Origin of the sequence: Nesterenkonia muleiensis, from assembly GCF_003600155.1 — a bacterium.
GTDB classification, from domain to species: Bacteria; Actinomycetota; Actinomycetes; order Actinomycetales; family Micrococcaceae; genus Nesterenkonia; species Nesterenkonia muleiensis.
The window spans coordinates 69,787-86,621 of the sequence record NZ_QWLD01000050.1 but is presented as its reverse complement, the minus strand read 5'-3'; the positions used below and the strand labels follow the sequence as shown (position 1 = coordinate 86,621).

17 protein-coding genes are annotated in these 16,835 nt (G+C 65.1%); 14 read left to right on the top strand and 3 right to left on the bottom strand.

Annotation, left to right across the window (positions count from 1 at the left end; all coding sequences use genetic code 11):
- Nucleotides 1–61: 61 nt before the first annotated feature.
- The gene (locus DVO78_RS15240; protein ID WP_420799099.1) at nucleotides 62–865 is read right to left on the bottom strand and encodes an IclR family transcriptional regulator; all 804 of its coding nucleotides are present in this window, start codon (nucleotides 863–865) and stop codon (nucleotides 62–64) included.
- Nucleotides 866–1,033: 168 nt separating this feature from the next.
- On the opposite strand from DVO78_RS15240, the gene leuC reads away from it, so the two are divergent.
- The 12 genes from leuC to DVO78_RS15175 all read left to right on the top strand — a co-directional run bounded on the left by leuC (nucleotide 1,034) and on the right by DVO78_RS15175 (nucleotide 14,042).
- A complete protein-coding gene (leuC, locus tag DVO78_RS15235; RefSeq protein ID WP_120006083.1) occupies nucleotides 1,034–2,491 on the top strand; it encodes a 3-isopropylmalate dehydratase large subunit in 1,458 nt (485 codons plus the stop codon).
- Nucleotides 2,492–2,503: 12 nt separating this feature from the next.
- On the top strand, nucleotides 2,504–3,103 hold the full coding sequence (leuD, locus tag DVO78_RS15230; RefSeq protein ID WP_120006081.1) for a 3-isopropylmalate dehydratase small subunit: 600 nt from the start codon (nucleotides 2,504–2,506) through the stop codon (nucleotides 3,101–3,103).
- 107 nt (nucleotides 3,104–3,210) lie between these two features.
- Nucleotides 3,211–4,533, top strand: a complete 1,323-nt coding sequence (gene murA, locus DVO78_RS15225) for a UDP-N-acetylglucosamine 1-carboxyvinyltransferase (protein WP_120006079.1) — start codon at nucleotides 3,211–3,213, stop codon at nucleotides 4,531–4,533.
- 76 nt (nucleotides 4,534–4,609) lie between these two features.
- The gene (locus DVO78_RS15220; RefSeq protein ID WP_120006077.1) at nucleotides 4,610–5,371 is read left to right on the top strand and encodes a lysophospholipid acyltransferase family protein; all 762 of its coding nucleotides are present in this window, start codon (nucleotides 4,610–4,612) and stop codon (nucleotides 5,369–5,371) included.
- Nucleotides 5,368–6,417, top strand: a complete 1,050-nt coding sequence (locus DVO78_RS15215; RefSeq protein ID WP_120006075.1) for an NAD(P)H-dependent glycerol-3-phosphate dehydrogenase — start codon at nucleotides 5,368–5,370, stop codon at nucleotides 6,415–6,417. Before DVO78_RS15220 ends, DVO78_RS15215 begins: the two co-directional genes overlap by 4 nt.
- Nucleotides 6,414–7,562: a D-alanine--D-alanine ligase family protein gene (locus DVO78_RS15210; protein WP_120006073.1), complete on the top strand. Its 1,149-nt coding sequence runs from the start codon at nucleotides 6,414–6,416 to the stop codon at nucleotides 7,560–7,562. Before DVO78_RS15215 ends, DVO78_RS15210 begins: the two co-directional genes overlap by 4 nt.
- 9 nt (nucleotides 7,563–7,571) lie before the next feature.
- The gene (locus tag DVO78_RS15205; protein ID WP_120006071.1) at nucleotides 7,572–7,913 is read left to right on the top strand and encodes a DUF3039 domain-containing protein; all 342 of its coding nucleotides are present in this window, start codon (nucleotides 7,572–7,574) and stop codon (nucleotides 7,911–7,913) included.
- A 118-nt stretch (nucleotides 7,914–8,031) separates the two neighbouring features.
- A complete protein-coding gene (locus DVO78_RS15200; RefSeq protein ID WP_120006069.1) occupies nucleotides 8,032–9,831 on the top strand; it encodes a DEAD/DEAH box helicase in 1,800 nt (599 codons plus the stop codon).
- A gap of 207 nt (nucleotides 9,832–10,038) precedes the next feature.
- Nucleotides 10,039–11,004, top strand: coding sequence for an NAD-dependent epimerase/dehydratase family protein (locus DVO78_RS18255; protein WP_120006067.1), 966 nt, complete (start codon nucleotides 10,039–10,041; stop codon nucleotides 11,002–11,004).
- A 240-nt stretch (nucleotides 11,005–11,244) separates the two neighbouring features.
- Entirely contained in the window at nucleotides 11,245–12,306 is a 1,062-nt protein-coding gene (locus tag DVO78_RS15190) for a hypothetical protein (protein WP_157984073.1), read from the top strand.
- Nucleotides 12,307–12,534: 228 nt separating this feature from the next.
- Nucleotides 12,535–12,726: a hypothetical protein gene (locus DVO78_RS15180; RefSeq protein WP_120006061.1), complete on the top strand. Its 192-nt coding sequence runs from the start codon at nucleotides 12,535–12,537 to the stop codon at nucleotides 12,724–12,726.
- On the top strand, nucleotides 12,723–14,042 hold the full coding sequence (locus DVO78_RS15175) for a S41 family peptidase (protein ID WP_120006059.1): 1,320 nt from the start codon (nucleotides 12,723–12,725) through the stop codon (nucleotides 14,040–14,042). Before DVO78_RS15180 ends, DVO78_RS15175 begins: the two co-directional genes overlap by 4 nt.
- A 29-nt stretch (nucleotides 14,043–14,071) precedes the next feature.
- Here DVO78_RS15175 and DVO78_RS15170 read toward each other — a convergent pair whose 3' ends face one another.
- Nucleotides 14,072–14,437, bottom strand: a complete 366-nt coding sequence (locus tag DVO78_RS15170) for a VOC family protein (RefSeq protein WP_120006057.1) — start codon at nucleotides 14,435–14,437, stop codon at nucleotides 14,072–14,074.
- A gap of 2 nt (nucleotides 14,438–14,439) precedes the next feature.
- Nucleotides 14,440–15,084, bottom strand: a complete 645-nt coding sequence (locus DVO78_RS15165; protein WP_120006055.1) for an isochorismatase family protein — start codon at nucleotides 15,082–15,084, stop codon at nucleotides 14,440–14,442.
- Between the two features lie 142 nt (nucleotides 15,085–15,226).
- On the opposite strand from DVO78_RS15165, the gene DVO78_RS15160 reads away from it, so the two are divergent.
- Together DVO78_RS15160 and clpS are read left to right on the top strand one after the other, a co-directional pair.
- Entirely contained in the window at nucleotides 15,227–16,504 is a 1,278-nt protein-coding gene (locus tag DVO78_RS15160) for a nicotinate phosphoribosyltransferase (RefSeq protein WP_238385351.1), read from the top strand.
- A 31-nt stretch (nucleotides 16,505–16,535) separates the two neighbouring features.
- Nucleotides 16,536–16,835, top strand: a complete 300-nt coding sequence (gene clpS / locus DVO78_RS15155; RefSeq protein WP_120006053.1) for an ATP-dependent Clp protease adapter ClpS — start codon at nucleotides 16,536–16,538, stop codon at nucleotides 16,833–16,835.

The window sequence follows — 16,835 nt, the reverse complement described above, 5'->3', positions numbered from 1 at the left end:
GTCGCCGCCGAGAGCTGAAGTGCTCACAGAGGGCTTGGAGTGCCGCAGGCGCGGCACAGACTCAGTCGTCACGGTCCTTTAGCCCATGGTCTGCCTCGGGATTCGCCCGCACCAGATCGGTGAGCTGGTGGGCAGCAGCAACGACGACGCCGGCGAACTTCCTTCCCGGCTGCCGGGAGAGGCGTTCGATGGGTCCGGAGATGGACACCGCGGCGATGACCCGGCCTGAGGGTCCGCGGACCGGGGCCGAGACCGAGGCCACTCCCGCCTCGCGTTCGCCCAGCGATTCACCCCATCCGCGGCGGCGCACACCGGCCAGCACCGTGGGAGTGAACCTGGCCCCCCGCAGTCCTTCGACCAGCCGTTCGTGATCCTCCCAGGCCAGCAGCACCTGGGCGGCCGAACCGGCCTTCATAGACAATTGGGTGCCCACCGGGATGGAATCGCGCAGACCGATGGGCCGCTCAGCGGAGGCTACGCAGACGCGTGCCTCGCCCTGACGCCGGAAGATCTGTGAGGACTCACCGGTGACATCGCGCAGCTTCAGCAGCAGGGGCCCGGCGGCGGAGACCAGCTGGTCATCTCCGGCGGCAGAAGCCAGCTCCGCCAGCCGAGAGCCGATCACGTAGCGGCCCCGCACATCCCGGGTCAGGAACCGGTGGTGGACCAGGGCAGAGGCCAGCCGGTGCACGGTGGGCCGTGCCAGGCCGGTGCATTCGACCAGCTGCGCCAGGGTGGCCGGGCCGGCCTCCAGGGCGTCCATGATCATCACGGACTTATCGATCACCCCGATGCCGGAGGGCGAGTGCAGCGGCCGGGCAGGTGCGGGGCTCACACCGGCCGACGTCTCAGAATTCTCAGCCATGGAGCACAGTCTAGCGCGAGTCTCACATAATGAGACCTGTTGCCGAGGCTCTAGAGCCGTCCAGGCAACAGTGGTTCCCTAGATAGGTGAAGCCCTACCGGGCCGGCGCCGTCGTGATTCACCATCCCGAATATCAACGACGGCGCCCACAGACTTCTGGAGGAACTCATGGCTGAGAATTCAACCGGTGCACCGCTGACTCTGGCGGAGAAGGTCTGGCGGGACCACGTGGTGGCCCGCGGCGAGGACAAGGATGGGCAGCGCAGCCCGGACCTGCTCTACATCGACCTGCACCTGGTGCACGAGGTGACCAGCCCTCAGGCCTTTGAAGGTCTGCGACTGGCCGGACGCCAGGTGCGCCGGCCGGATCTGACCATCGCCACCGAAGACCACAACACCCCGACCCTGGAGATCGACAAGCCGATCGCCGACCCGATCAGCCGCAAGCAGGTGGATACGCTTCGGGCCAACTGTGAGGAGTTCGGGATCCGGCTGCACTCCCTGGGCGACGCCAACCAGGGAATCGTGCACGTGGTGGGACCACAGCTGGGCCTGACCCAGCCGGGAATGACGGTGGTCTGCGGGGACTCCCACACCTCCACCCACGGTGCCTTCGGCTCCCTGGCGATGGGCATCGGCACCAGTGAGGTCGAGCATGTGTTGGCCACTCAGACGTTGCCGCTCAAGCCCTTCAAGACCATGGCGATCACCGTCAACGGCACGCTGAAGCCCGGGGTGAGCTCCAAGGACATCATCCTGGCGATGATCGCGAAGATCGGCACCGGAGGCGGTCAGGGGTACGTGCTGGAGTACCGCGGCAGCGCGATCGAGCAGCTGTCCATGGAAGCCAGGATGACCATCTGCAATATGAGCATCGAAGCCGGTGCACGCGCCGGAATGGTCGCCCCGGATGAGACCACTTTTGAGTACGTGAAGGGCCGGCCGCACGCACCTACCGGCGAGGAGTGGGACGCCGCCGTGGAGTACTGGCGGTCCCTGCGCACCGACACCGGTGCTGAGTTCGACGCCGAGGTGATCCTCGACGCCGATGAGCTCGAGCCCTTCGTCACCTGGGGAACCAATCCCGGTCAGGGCGTGGGGCTGAACGAATCAGTGCCCCATCCCACTGACTTCCACGACCCGGGGGACCGCGAAACCGCCGAACGCGCCCTGCAGTACATGGACTTAGACCCCGGCACCCCGATGAAGGACATCCGGGTCGACACGGTGTTCCTGGGCTCCTGCACCAATTCGCGGCTGGAGGACCTGAGGGCTGCCGCAGAGATCATCCGAGGTCGTGAGAAGGATCCTCAGGTGCGCATGATCGTGGTTCCCGGTTCTGCGCAGGTCCGGCTCGAGGCCGAGGCGGAGGGCCTGGACCAGGTGTTCAAGGATTTCGGCGCCGAGTGGCGCTTTGCCGGCTGCTCCATGTGTTTGGGCATGAACCCCGACCAGCTGGCCCCCGGGGAGCGCTGCGCCTCCACTTCCAACCGCAACTTCGAAGGTCGGCAGGGCAAAGGGGGCCGCACCCACCTGGTCTCCCCGGTGGTCGCCGCCGCCACCGCGATCCGCGGAACCCTCTCCGCACCCTCAGACGTGTTCGCTGACGCACCCGTTCCCGCATAAGGAGCTCCTACCATGGAACCGATCACCCGCCACACCGGCATCGGCGTGCCGCTGAAGCAGTCCAATGTCGACACCGACCAGATCATCCCCGCAGTCTTCCTCAAGCGGATCACCAAGACCGGGTTCGACGACGCCCTCTTCTACGCCTGGCGGAAGAACGACGACTTCGTGCTCAACCAGCAGCCCTATGACCAGGGCACTGTGTTGGTGGCCGGGCCCGACTTCGGCACCGGCTCCTCCCGCGAGCATGCGGTCTGGGCGCTGAAGGACTACGGCTTCAAAGTCGTCATCTCCTCTCGCTTCGCCGACATCTTCTACGGCAACTCGGCGAAACAGGGGCTGTTGGCGGCGAAAGTGGCCCAGCCCGAGGTCGAACTCATCTGGAAGGAACTGGAGAAGGAACCGGGTGCGACGATCACCGTGGACCTGGAATCCCGCACTGTGCGCTGCGGGGCGGTGGACGCCGCCTTCGAGATCGACAACTACACCCGGTGGCGGCTGATGGAGGGCCTTGACGACATCTCCCTGACGCTGCGCCAGGAAGAGACCATCAACACCTTTGAGGCCACCAGGCCTGCCTTCAAGCCCACTACGCTTCCGGCCAAGGTCTAGAACCAGGCGCGGGTGCTTGGGGCTCGCGGGGGGAACAGGAACAGTCATCGGGTACAGTGGCATCGCCGAGTTTCCGTTCGCCTCCACTGAAGGGATCACCTGACCCCATGGCCAAGCTGCTCACCATCCAGGGCGGTAAACCCCTGCAGGGGGAAGTGCACGTCCGCGGTGCTAAGAACCTGGTTCCCAAGTCCATGGTGGCCTCGCTGCTGGGCAGCGAACCCTCTCAACTGCGCAATGTGCCGGAGATCAAAGACGTCGAGATCGTCACCAATCTGCTGACCATCCACGGGGTGAAAGTCGATCGCGATGCCACCGCCGGCACCATGACTCTGGACCCCCGGGAGACCTACTCCGCTGAGCACTCCGAGATCGATGCCTATGCCGGCGATTCGCGCATCCCGATCCTGTTCTGCGGACCGCTGATGCACAAGAACGGCGAAGCCTTCATCCCCGATCTGGGCGGGTGCCGGATCGGCGACCGGCCCATCAACTACCACCTGGAGGTGCTGCGGAACTTCGGCGCCGTGGTGGACAAGCAGGTCAACGGTATCCACATCTCCGCGCCGAAGGGTCTGCGCGGAGCCAAACTGGAGCTGCCCTACCCCTCAGTGGGCGCCACCGAGCAGGTGCTGCTCACCGCGGTGCTCGCCGAGGGAATCACGGAGCTGAAGAACGCCGCGGTGGAGCCGGAGATCCACGACCTGATCGCTATTCTGCAGCAGATGGGGGCGATGATCACCGTCTACACCGATCGCACCATCCGGATCGAAGGGGTCTCCCGGCTTTCGGGATTCAAGCACCGGGCCATCACCGACCGTAACGAATCGGCCTCCTGGGCCTCCGCTGCGCTGGTGACCAAGGGCGATATCTACGTCCGCGGTGCCGCACAGCGGGACCTCACTGCGTTCCTGAACATCTATCGCAAGATCGGCGGCGAGTTCGAGGTCGACGATGAAGGCATGCGTTTCTGGTATGGAGGTGACTCGCTCAAACCTCTGGTGCTGGAGACTGACGTCCACCCCGGCTTCATGACCGACTGGCAACAGCCCATGGTCGTCGCACTCACCCAGGCCAAGGGCGTGTCCATCGTTCATGAGACGGTCTATGAGAACCGCTTCGGATTCACCCAGGCGCTGACCCGGATGGGGGCCTCCATTCAACTGCACCGGGAGTGCCTGGGCTCCACACCCTGCCGGTTCGGACAGCGCAACTTCCTCCATTCCGCAGTAATCTCAGGACCCTCGGAGCTGGTCGGCGCCGATATCGACATTCCGGACCTGCGCGGCGGGTTCTCCCATCTGATCGCCGCTCTGGCCGCCTCGGGCACCTCGAAAGTCACCGGCATCGAAATCATCTCCCGCGGCTACGAGCACTTCATCGACAAGATCTCCGGACTGGGCGCCGATATCGCCATCTCCGAACGCTGAAGCCGATATAGGGTGGCAGTGACTGAGTCGGCAAACCGGCGCAGGGCGGACTGATGAGACCGGAAGCGAGGGAACAATGACAGCACGACGCCGCAGCTCTCTGGGCTTCTCCGCCACCGCCTCAGTGGTCCGGCCCGGGATGAACCTGGCCATGGGCAAGGACTGGCGTGGTCTGGCGACCCTCCCGGAGCAGGGCTTCATCGTGGTAGCCAACCACGTCAGTGAGCTGGACCCGCTGGCCGTGGCGCATGCGGTCTACATGTCCGGCTCCACCCCGCATTTTCTGGCCAAAGACTCTCTGTTCAAAGTTCCGCTGCTCGGCTCAATGCTGCGCGGCCTCCGGCAGGTGCCTGTGGCCCGGGCGGACCGCTCCGCTGCCAATAAGTCACTGCAGATCGCCCAGGAGGTCCTGGACACCGGAGGGGCGATCCTCATCTATCCCGAAGGCACGCTGACCCGGGACCCGGACCTCTGGCCGATGCGCGCCAAGACCGGTGCTGCCAGGCTCGCGCTGAGCACCGGGGCACCGCTGATCCCGATCACCCATTGGGGCGTGCAGGATTTCCTGCCGCCCTATGCCACATTCCCGCAGCCGCTGCCGCGCAAGAAATACGTCCTGCAGGTCGGAGAGCAGATCGACCTCTCCGATCTGCGTGCCGGAGCGCTGACCAGGACAGCACTGACTGATGCCACCCAACGGGTGGAGCAGGCACTGACTGCCGGGGTTGCCGCATTGCGCGGCGAGGAACCGCCGGAGCATATCTGGGACCGGGCGCTGAACCAACGGGTCCCGCGCAACCAGCTCCGGGCCCGCGGCGATGGGGAGGCCGCCCGGTGAGACCGCCTGCTGCCTCAGCGAAGATCGCTGTCCTGGGTGCCGGTTCCTGGGGCACCACCTTCGCCAAAGTCCTCGCCGACGCTGCCGCCGCAGAGGGCGAACCCACCCAGATCGTGCTGTGGGCTCGCCGTGCTGAGATCGCGCAGGAGATCACCCATCAGCACACCAACACCACCTATCTCGCCGAGACCCGGCTGCCGGATTCGGTGAGCGCCACCGATGACCTGGCTGAGGCTGTCACCGGAGCTGGTGTGGTCGTACTGGCGCTGCCGGCCCAGCAGTTGCGCGGCTATCTCCCCGAAATCCGGCAATCACTGGTGCCTGGCGTCGTCGTGGTTTCCCTGATCAAGGGGCTGGAGCGGGGAACCAATCTGCGGATGTCGGAAGTCATCGCCGCTGAGCTGGGTCTGCCCGATGAGCAGATCGCGGTGGTCTCAGGCCCGAATCTGGCCATGGAGATCGCCCGGGAGGAACCTACTGCCTCGGTGGTGGCCTGCAAGGATGAGGCCACCGCTGAGCAGATCGCCGCACTGTGCAGCGCTCGCTACTTCCGGCCCTACACCAACACTGATGTTGCCGGGGTGGAGATCGCCGGCATCGTGAAGAACGTGATCGCCCTGGCGGTGGGCATGTGTGACGGCCAGCAGCTGGGCGATAACTCCAAGGCCTCGGTGATCACCCGGGGCCTGGCCGAGACCACCCGGCTGGCGGTGGCGCTGGGGGGCAAGCTGGAGACCTTCGCAGGGCTGGCTGGACTGGGCGATGTGGTCGCCACCTGTGCCTCACCGCTCTCCCGCAACCGCAGCGCCGGGCGGCTGCTGGGCCAGGGGCTGACACCTGAGCAGACTGCGGAGCAGCTCACCCAGACCGCTGAGGGCATGAAATCTGCCTCGGCAGTGCTGGAACTCGCCCACCGGCACGGCGTGGAGATGCCGATCTCTGAGGCGGTGGTTGCGGTGCTGACCGGCAGGCTCGCCGTGGAGAAGATCGCCACGCTGCTGCTGGCCAGGCAACTGAAGGCCGAGCTGACAGGCGACGAGACATGAGCGCGGAAAAGCCCCGTGTCCTGGTGCTCTACGGTGGGCAGTCCGCGGAGCACGCGGTCTCCTGCGTGACTGCCGCGGGGGTGCTCAACGCCATCGACACCTCCCAGTTCGAGGTGCTGGAGGTCGGCATCACCGCTGCCGGACAGTGGACCAGGCCTGCCGTGGACCCGCGCAGCTATGCCTTCGGACAGGGCGAGCTTCCCAGGGTGCTGCCGGCCGAATCCAGCGTGCAGCTCAACCCCGGTGCCGGCGGCTCTTCCGAGCGCAGCGCCGAACTGGTGGAGATCGCCCCGGACCTGAGCGTGAGCTCACTGGGGCAGGTTGATGTGGTGCTGCCGCTGCTGCACGGGCCTTTCGGCGAAGACGGCACCCTGCAGGGGCTGTTGGAGCTGGCAGGGGTTCCCTACGTGGGGGCCGGTGTGCTGGCCAGTGCGGTCGCCATGGACAAGCACTTCATGAAGCTGGCCTTCGCCGCCGCAGGGCTGAGGGTGGGCCCATGGGAGACCATCAGCGCGCGTCAGTGGGCGCAGGACTCGCAGGCCGCTGTGGAGCGGATCAAGAGGCTGCGGCTCCCGGTCTTCGTCAAGCCCGCCCGGGGGGGATCCTCTACCGGCATCACCCGGGTGGAGGACTTCACCCAGCTGGACCAGGCCCTGGAGACCGCCAGCAAGTTCGATGCGAAGATCGTGGTGGAGCAGGGGATCGCCGGCCGGGAGATTGAATGTGGTGTGCTCGGCGGCCGCACCGGTGCCCCGGCTCGGTCTTCGGTGTGCGGGGAGATCGTGGTCCATGACGGTCAGGATCCGCATCAGTTCTATGATTTTGAGGCCAAGTACACCGACGACGGCGCCACCGATCTGTCCTGTCCGGCCGTGCTGCGTGAAGAGGTCAGTGAGGAGATCAGGCGTCAGGCTGTGATCGCCTTCGACGCGATCGACGGTGAGGGGCTCTCCCGGGTCGACTTCTTCTACGATGCCGGGGCTCCCGCAGGTGCGCAGATCATCATCAATGAGATCAACACCATGCCCGGGTTCACGCCGATCAGCATGTACCCCCAGATGTGGCAGGCCGCGGGGCTGAGCTACCAGGAGCTGATCACCGAGCTGATTGAACTGGCCCTCGAACGTCCCACCGGCCTCCGGTAGAATCCTCCTATGACCTCTTCACTTCCTGACACGTTCCGGATGCACACCGCTGATCCCGCAGTCACCCCGGGCGGCGCTGCGACTATTGAGCGTGAACGAGTGGAGCAGCCGGCTGAGCCCGGCGATCATGAACGCTTCTCGCACTATGTCAAGAAGGACAAGATCATGGAGTCCGCCCTGGAGGGCAACGCCGTGGTGGCCCTCTGCGGCAAAGTGTGGACTCCGTCCCGGGACCCCAAGAAGTTCCCCATCTGCCCTGAGTGCAAAGAGATCTACGATGGGCTGAAAAAAGGCGGGGGCGGCGAAGGTTCTGGCCAGGGGCGCGGATTCTTCGGCTTCGGCAAAAACTGACCTCCGCTCAGGAAGGTACGCCGCCGCGCGGCAGTTCACCTGTGTGTCATACCCGGGCGGTAGCCTGGGTCCGCACCGCTGATTCACACGCACCACTGAGAAGGCACGCTCCATCACTGTGACTGAAACTTCTGGGACTCAGACTGAGACTCTGTTCGACGTCGGCACTGACGTAGGCTCTCAGCTTCCCCCGGTATATCCGCACCGGGCCGCCCACGGCACCGCCGGAACCCTGCGCCGATGGCAGCAGGAGGCCCTGGATCTCTACATCCAGAAACGTCCTCGGGACTTCATGGCTGTGGCGACTCCGGGCGCCGGTAAGACCACCTTCGCGCTGCGTGTAGCCAAGCTGCTGGTGGAGTCCGGTGAGGTCAACCGGATCTACGTGGTCGCTCCCACCGAGCACCTCAAGCGTCAGTGGGCCGACGCCGCCGCCCGGGTGGGGCTGGCCATTGACCCCAATTTCAAGAACCGCGACGGCCGGCACGGCTCCCAGTTCATCGGTGTGGCGGTTACCTACGCCCAGGTGGCCAATAAGCCGGCTCTGCACCGGAACAAGACCGAGGTCGGCCGCACCTTGGTGATCTTCGACGAGATCCACCACGCTGGTGATTCACTGAGCTGGGGTGAGGGGGTCCGGGAGGCCTTCGAGTCCGCCGTCCGCAGGCTGGCACTGACTGGCACCCCCTTCCGCTCAGACACTGCCGCCATCCCCTTCGTAGAGTATGCCGAAGACTATGATGGGGTGCCCCGCTCCCAAGCCGACTACGCCTACAGCTACGGCCCGGCTCTGAAAGACCATGTGGTCCGCCCGGTGGTGTTCATGGCCTACTCCGGCAGTATGCGCTGGCGCACCGCCTCCGGTGAGGAGATGGAGGCCCAGCTCGGCGGAGCGGCCACCAAGGACATCACCGCCCATGCCTGGCGCACCGCCTTGAACCCTGAGGGCGAGTGGATTCCCTCGGTGCTGCGCGCGGCCCACCAGCGGCTGCTGAAGGTCCGGGACAAGATCGACGACGCCGGCGGTCTGGTCATCGCGACCGACCATGAGTCCGCCCGCGCCTATGCCGCCCAGCTGGAGGCGCTCACCGGCCAGCGCACCACGGTGGTGCTCTCCGATGACAAGGAGGCCTCGCAGAAGATCGAGGAGTTCAGCGAGGACGGAGCCAAGTATTGGATGGTGGCTGTCCGGATGGTCTCCGAAGGGGTGGATGTGCCGCGGCTCTGCGTGGGCGTCTACGCCACCTCCACCTCCACGCCGCTGTTCTTCGCCCAAGCGGTGGGTCGTTTCGTCCGGCTGCGGAAGAAGGCTGAGGTCGCCAGCGTCTTCCTGCCCTCGGTCCCGGTGCTCACCGACCTGGCCAACGCCATGGAGGCCGAGCGTGACCATGCGCTTGCGGTGCCAGATCCGAAGATTCCGCAGGACGGAGAGAACCTCGAAGACGATGTGCTGGAGGACGCCCAGCGGGAGGATCGCGCCAGCGAGGAGCTGACTAAGGGTGAGTTCGCCGCCCTGGGGTCTAATGCCTCCTTCGACCGGGTCATGTTCGACGGCGAGGAGTTCGGCCTCGGCGGTGCGGTCGGCTCCGAGGATGAGATGGACTTCCTGGGAATTCCCGGGCTCCTGGAGCCGGAGCAGGTCTCCGAGCTGCTGCGCAAGCAGCAGGCTGAGCAGCTCAAACGCCGACCTGCGCGGACTCACGACACCACGGAGGTGGTGGATCACCGTCAGCTCAAGACTCTGCGCAGCAAGCTCAGCAAGTCGGTGTCGGCGTATGCGGCGAAGACCGGCATGCACCAGGGAAGCATCCACACCAAGCTCCGCGAGAAGTGCGGCGGCCCGCCGGTCGGCCAGGCCACCCAGGCGCAGCTGGAGGCCCGCCTCAAGCAGCTCCAGCTCTGGTTCGTCCGCGGCTGACCGCCTCTTCCTGACGCCGCGCCCCGCCACCGCGGACCAAAGTCCGCATTTGCACAGTCAGTTTCCCAGAATCTGCGGTTGTGAGCCCTAGTCGGGGAAACTCACTGTGCATGTGGCGTATTGGCTGGCCAGCTGAATGCAACGGCCCGATGCAGCTGGGAGCAGCACCAGCACCGATTCTTCCGTGCACTATGCCACCGTGGGATCATGAAGATCCTCTTACTGGGCGGAACAGCTTTCCTCGGCCGTGCCATCACGAACGAAGCGATTGTGCGGAATCATCAGGTCACGTGCCTGGCGCGGGGAAGTCGACCTGTGCCAGCCGGAGCCACTCTTATTCGGGCCGACCGAGACCAGGATGAGGCGCTGACTGATGTGCCAGACCAGATCTGGGATGCCGTGATCGACCTGACACGCCAACCGGTCCATGCGCGGAGAGCCGTTCGAGATCTGAGCACCCGCCATTGGGTCTATGTGTCATCGAGCAGCGTCTATGCTCGAAATGACGTGCCGGGGCGGAAAGAGTCGGCTGAAAGGCTCAGTCCTCTCGCTGAGGATTTCATGTCGGAAGCCAATCAGTACGGTCCGGCAAAGGTCGCGTGTGAGAGTGCCTACCGCGATCACAGCTCATCCCACACCATCGTCCGGTCAGGTCTGATCGGCGGGGCCGGCGACCACAGCGGCAGGAGCGGTTACTATCCTTGGAGGTTCGCGCACCCCACCGGTGATGATGTTCTGGTACCTGACCCAAGTTTCCCCCTTTCGCTCATTGACGCAGCAGATCTGGCCGGGTGGATCATCAGCTGCGCAGAGCGGCGGCACCGCGGGACTTTCAACGCAGCTGGTCCGACAACCACGCTGTCCGAAGTTCTTCGGCTGTCCCGAGAGATTAGCCACAGCCCAGCAACCGTGCGTGTTGTGGGCAGCAGCGCGTTGGCCGATGCCGGTGTCATTGCCTGGATGGGGCCGAAGTCACTGCCCCTGTGGGTCGACGAAGAAAGCTGGCGGTACGTCGCCACGTTGGACACCACCGCTGCCAGGGCGCACGGTCTGCGATCACGACCGTTGCGGGAGACACTCCGCGCGGCCCTGGATTATGAGGAGAAAAGGTCTGGCGTACGTCCTGCCGGGCTGAGCGATGACGATGAGCGCACCCTTCGGCAGCGGCTCTAGCGCACCGATACCATCTGCTCGGCCGCGATGTGCTGACTGCCCGCGACAGCTGGGTCAGATGACTCTCACCCTGCATCTGCACACTGTAGATTCCCAGAATCGCGCGCAGAACCCCAGATGCTGGGAAACAAGCGGTGCATTCGAGGCGAGGCCAGTGAGTCTTCAGGGTACGGGCCCTAGGTTATCCACAGTTCTACACTCCAGGGTTAATTCGATTCTGTTTAGTGTCATTATGTACTTATGAGTACCAATGAGGGGGCAGAATGCGTGCTGTTGCGCCCCAGCTCTCAGCCGGGGGAGTCGTCGTCGACCCTCAGCAGAGGAGTGGGGCAGGGTGCGTTGCTGCGGCTGAAGCCCGGGGTATTCGTCGAGCGGCGTGTATGGGAGTGCGTGCCCTTGTGGATCAAGCACCGGGCAGCTGCCGCCGCGGTAGCTCTGAGCGCACCCTCGGCCGTCCTCTGCCGCGAGACAGCCATGGCGATCTATGGTGTGCCACTGTTGAGGGTTCCTCGTGAAGTGCAACTGCGTACGCTCAGCCGTGGCATGGTCGGCAGGTCCAGGATCGCGGTGCCCAGCACCGGGACAGCAGTTCGTTTCCCGGTACGCCGTATCGATCCTCCGGTCCCGCGCGGGTTCACAGCCAGCGATGCACGGGAGGCCCACAGGGCAGGGAAGGGCGCCGTCAGGCCGGTACGGGCTGAGGTTCCGGGTGTTCTGCTCAGTGACGGGTACCGGCCCATGGTGGCTGTTGAACCGCTGCCGTTCGTGCTCATCGATACCCTTCCCCGGATGTCCTTCGAGTCCGCTGTTGTGGCCCTCGACGCTGCGTTGGCGGGTCGGTACAGCTATCGGCTCATGGTGAGGCACAGGCACCTCAAAGCAGTTGAGGAGTGGCTCTGGTCGAGCAGTGCCCAATCCTCCTGGCACTCGGTGCTGAGCTTCTCCGATCCTCGTTCCGAGTCACCGGGGGAATCGCGCTCCCGCGTCATCATCGACCAGTTGGGTTTTGCCTCCCCGGTGCTGCAGAGGGTGGTGGCGTTTCCCTGCGGCCGTCGTCGCCGGCTCGACTTCGACTGGCACGACGACGGCGTCATCGGCGAGTTCGACGGGGAGCTCAAGTACCAGGCGGAGGGCACGGGAGTCTTGCAGAGCGGAGCTTCGGCGTACTGGGAGGAGAAGTGGCGTGAGGATGAGATCGAGGAGCTGACGGGTAAGCGGTTCGTGCGTTGGCGCTGGGCGGACCTGGACGATCCGAGGCGGTTGGAGCGCAAGCTTCTGCTCAAAGGAGTCTCGAAGCGGTGATCCGCGAGTGTCCGATCTGACTGATCTGCACAGCCGAATGCCCAAGAACATGCGGACCAGCAGCCGTGATGCAAAGTTCGCTGGGCAGATGGGTTGGTCGCATAGGCTGGGCAGCATGGAGCCGAACGAATCTGAGAAGCGAGTCATTGCTGAGGTTGAGGAGATGGCCCGGACGCTGGGAGAGGACCAGCCCCCTTCGTCACGCCGGCCCGATACATTCCCAGCCCGGTGATCTTCTCCTTCGAAGACGATGAGCAGAACCGGACGTTGCGGGGCACCGTGACCGGGATCCAGCCTCGACCACTGGCAGGCCTCTCAGCTGACCAGCGGAATGGACTCCGGCAGCACCGTCCAGACCTGCGCGAGGACGCTGATATCGGCATCGTTGAGTTCAGTGCTGACCGGCAGGGGATCCGATGATTCCTGCGTTCGACCGTCCGGTTCGGCTTGAGTGGGACGTTCCTGGGCTTGAGCGGCTGCTGCCGCTGCTGCGCCTGGAGCGCCACGAGTTCGCCGCTGTGCTGGGCCAGCCGGTGGAGATCACCGCACCAGGTCGCCAGGACCACCACGTGTGGCAGATACACCTCGATGCTCAGTCTGGCCCTCCGCGGCTCCAGGCAGATATGCGCCGAAGGACTGTGACCAGCGTGCTGCCCCACCTTGAGAGTTTCGCAGACACGTTGAACCTGCTGCACACACTCGCCCACTCCCCACAAGATGAGGTCGCCTCTCAAGAGGCAGAGTCCTATGGCGAAGTTGCCGAGCGAATCTTCCGTGAGATCGCCAACAGCTACCCCTCCTTCGGCCTCCGCGAGCTTGACTGGCAGGCGATCAGTGCCCGGTACGCAGATGTCGGACTGCTGGAGGGCGGGGCTTTTTGGAAGCAGGCAAGACGTTGGGTGGCCGAACTCGGAGATGCACACAGCGCGATCATCCCGCCCGGCCCGAGACATCACCCGCCCTACATTGTGGAGATGACGAGCATGGGAGCCCGACTCCTGGACGTGCCGGAGCACTCTGCGGCATACGTCTCAGGGGTTCGTGATGGCTGGACGATTCCGACCGAAGAGTCCGCGTACTGGCTGGAGGTCACAGGTGCCTCTCCGCAGCACTGGGAGATGATTGCTGCACGTAGATTCATGGAGATGACGACGGTGCCGTCTCGCTTCACCGCGCAAAGTCCCGGCGGGGAGAAGACCAGTTGGGACGAACCAGCCCCCGACGCCGAACCTTCGGTGAGAGGATCAGCAGCAGCAATCCGAATCTCTCGCTTCGACAGTCGAACCCCTGAACTGCTGGCCGGCGAACTCAGCGCGAGGCAGGATCAGTCCGAGATCACTATCGACCTGCGAGGCAACGTCGGCGGAAGCCTGGTGGCAGCCGATCAATGCCGCAGGATGCTGATTCGTGAAGCGGGTGAGCACGGGACCATCCGGTACTCCGATGGCCGAGGCGGGTTCTCGGCGTCGTACCCCATCTGCCTAGAGCCGGACGACGTCGAGTTCCACGGCCAGGTGCGGGTGCTGGTCGATGCCATGACCTACTCTGCTGCGGAAGATTTTCTGCAGCCGTTGGCGTGGTTGGGCCACGTGCGTGTGGAAGGAGGCCCGACCGGCGGCGGGTCGGGACGTCCGCGCACGGTGCCCCTGAAGGACGGGTACACACTCCGGGTGAGCACGGCGATCACTTATACCCCTGACGGGCAACCCATCGAATACCAAGGCATCGGCGGATAGGCAGTGCGCTGCTCAGGGGCCCTCCGAATCTACTGCTGTGGGTCCCAGACCAGGCAGAAGGGGTGCCCGGCCGGGGAGAGGTACACATTCCAGTTCTGTTCCCCTGAGGCCAGCTGGATGACCTCAGCGCCGATGGCGATGATCTGCCGGTGCGCTGTGCGGATATCGGCGACCCAGAGATCCAGGTGCGTGCGGACAGGCTCCTCCGGCCAACCATGGCTGGAGCGGTGGTCAGAGGAGTACTGGACACCCACCGGGGTGGTGCCGTCGGGAGCGCGCACCTTCTGCCACTCGTCGTTGCCCAGGGCCGCACCGTCGAAGACCGCAGCCCAGAAACGGGCCTCTGTCTCGACATCGACGGCGTCGAAGACCACCGTACGTCGCAGGAAGTCCATCCTTAGAGTTCCTCGAGTGAGATCAGTTCGACCTCGGCGTCGCGGAACTCCTCAAGGGTCTCTGCGATCTTGTCCTGGTCCACGCCTGCGGTGAGGTCGGTGATGACCCGGACCGCGTAGTCGTTCTCCGCGGCGTCGAGGGCGGTGGCGCGCACGCAGTGATCGGTGGCGATGCCCACAATGGTGACCGAATCGATACCGCGCTCCTGCAGCCAGGAGTCCAAATCCGGGGAGTCGGCGGCGGTCACATCCTCGGGCTCCACCTTGATTCCCTTCTCACCCTCCAGGATTCCCACCCGCTCAGGCTCGCCGAGGCGCCCCTCGAAGCCGGAGTAGCCGTCGTCATAGAGACCCTTGAGGAACCTGGCCTCAATGTGATCGGTGTCCAGATCGTCATGCAGCTCCGCCCCAGGTGTGCCGGCCACACAGTGCACCGGCCAGGACCGGCTGAAGTCCGGGGTGTCAGAGAAGTGGGAGCCGGGGTCGATGTGCCAGTCCTGGGTGGTGACTACGGCGTCGAACTCCCCGTGGCTCTCCTCCAAGAACTCGCTGAGGTCTGCGGCGAGCTGGGCTCCGCCAGCCACGGCAAGTGCGCCGCCTTCGCAGAAGTCGTTCTGCACATCTACGATGATCAGTGCTTGGGCCATGATCCTCTCCTCACCATCGACACCAGGGGGTGATCCCTGCCTCAACCGTACTATCACCACCGGCTCTGCGGTAAGCCCACAGGCATAGGATTGAGCCGTGAACTACTCCACCGCATTGCTGACCGACCAGTATGAGCTCACCATGGTGCAGGCCGCGCTGCGTTCCGGGGCGGCGAACAGATACTGCACCTTCGAAGTCTTCACCCGCAGACTCCCCGCCGGCCGCCGTTACGGCGTGGTCGCCGGCACCGGGCGTCTCCTGGAGGGTCTGGAACGGTTCCGCTTCGGGCAGCAGGAGCTGGACTATCTGGACCAGCACAGCATCGTCGACGACGACACCCTGAACTTCCTTGCCGGATACCGCTTCGGCGGGGACATCATCGGCTACGCCGAGGGAGAGACATACTTTCCGCACTCCCCGGTGCTGCAGGTCAGCGCCAGCTTCGCCGAAGCCTGCCTGTTGGAGACCTATGTGCTTTCGGTGATGAACCACGACTCAGCGATCGCCGCAGCCGGCTCCCGGATGGTGACTGCCGCAGGCGGCCCGCCTGAGTCCGGCGGCCGGCCCTGCGTGGAGATGGGTTCCCGGCGAACCCATGAACGTTCAGCCACCTCCGCCGCCCGAGCCGCCGCGGCAGTGGGTTTCGCCGCGACCTCCAACCTGGAGGCCGGACGGCGCTGGGGAGTTCCCACCCTCGGCACCTCCGCCCATGCCTTCACACTGCTGCACGATACCGAAGAGGAGGCTTTCGCCGCCCAGGTGGAGGCCTTCGGGCCGGGCACCACCCTGTTGGTGGACACCTATGAGGTGGAGGCTGCGGTGCGCACCGCAGTGCGGATCGCAGGAGCAGAGCTGGGCGCAGTCCGCCTGGACTCCGGGGACCTGCTGGAGCAGGCCCATGAGGTCCGCAGGCTGCTTGACTCCCTGGGAAACACCGCCACCAGGATCATCGTCTCCTCCGATCTGGACGAGCACGCCATCGCTGGGCTCGCGGCGGCACCGGTGGACTCTTACGGAGTCGGCACCCGCCTGGTCACCGGATCGGGGGCGCCCACCGCCTCAATGGTGTACAAGCTGGTCCAGCGGCACGACGACGCCGGCACCCCGGTGGCGGTGGAGAAGTCCTCAGTGGGCAAGGCCAGCGCCGGAGGAAAGAAGCAGGCGCTGCGCAGCCTGGACGGCAACGGCCGCGCCGAGGCGGAGATCATCGCGGCTCGGACCCCGCTGAGCCAGACTGAGTACAGCGGCCGTGGACTCCAGGTGCCGTTGGTTCTCGGCGGCGAGGTGCAGTCCGGGCACACCGGGCCGGAGGGCCTGCACCGTGCCGCGCAGCGTCACCGCGCCTCCTTCGACGAGCTGCCGGCAGCTGCCCACCGGCTCTCCGACGGGGAACCGGTGATCCCCACAGTCTTCGCCTGAAACTCGCCGCACGGGTTCGTAGAATAGACCCATGAGCTCTACTGCAGGATCGACGCTGACCCATCAGGAGACTGACCTCCACCTGCAAGGAGTGATCAACAGGCCCTACCAGGTGGTGGTCTGGAACGATCCGGTGAACCTCATGTCCTATGTGGCCTGGGTCTTCCGCAGCTATTTCGGCCACTCCAAGGAGAAAGCACGAGAACTCATGCTCCAGGTCCACCACCGGGGCAAGGCCGTGGTCTCCTCCGGAGCACGGGAGAAGATGGAGCGCCACGTCACCGCAATGCACAACTACGGGCTGCAGGCCACCCTCGAAGAGGCTGAGTAG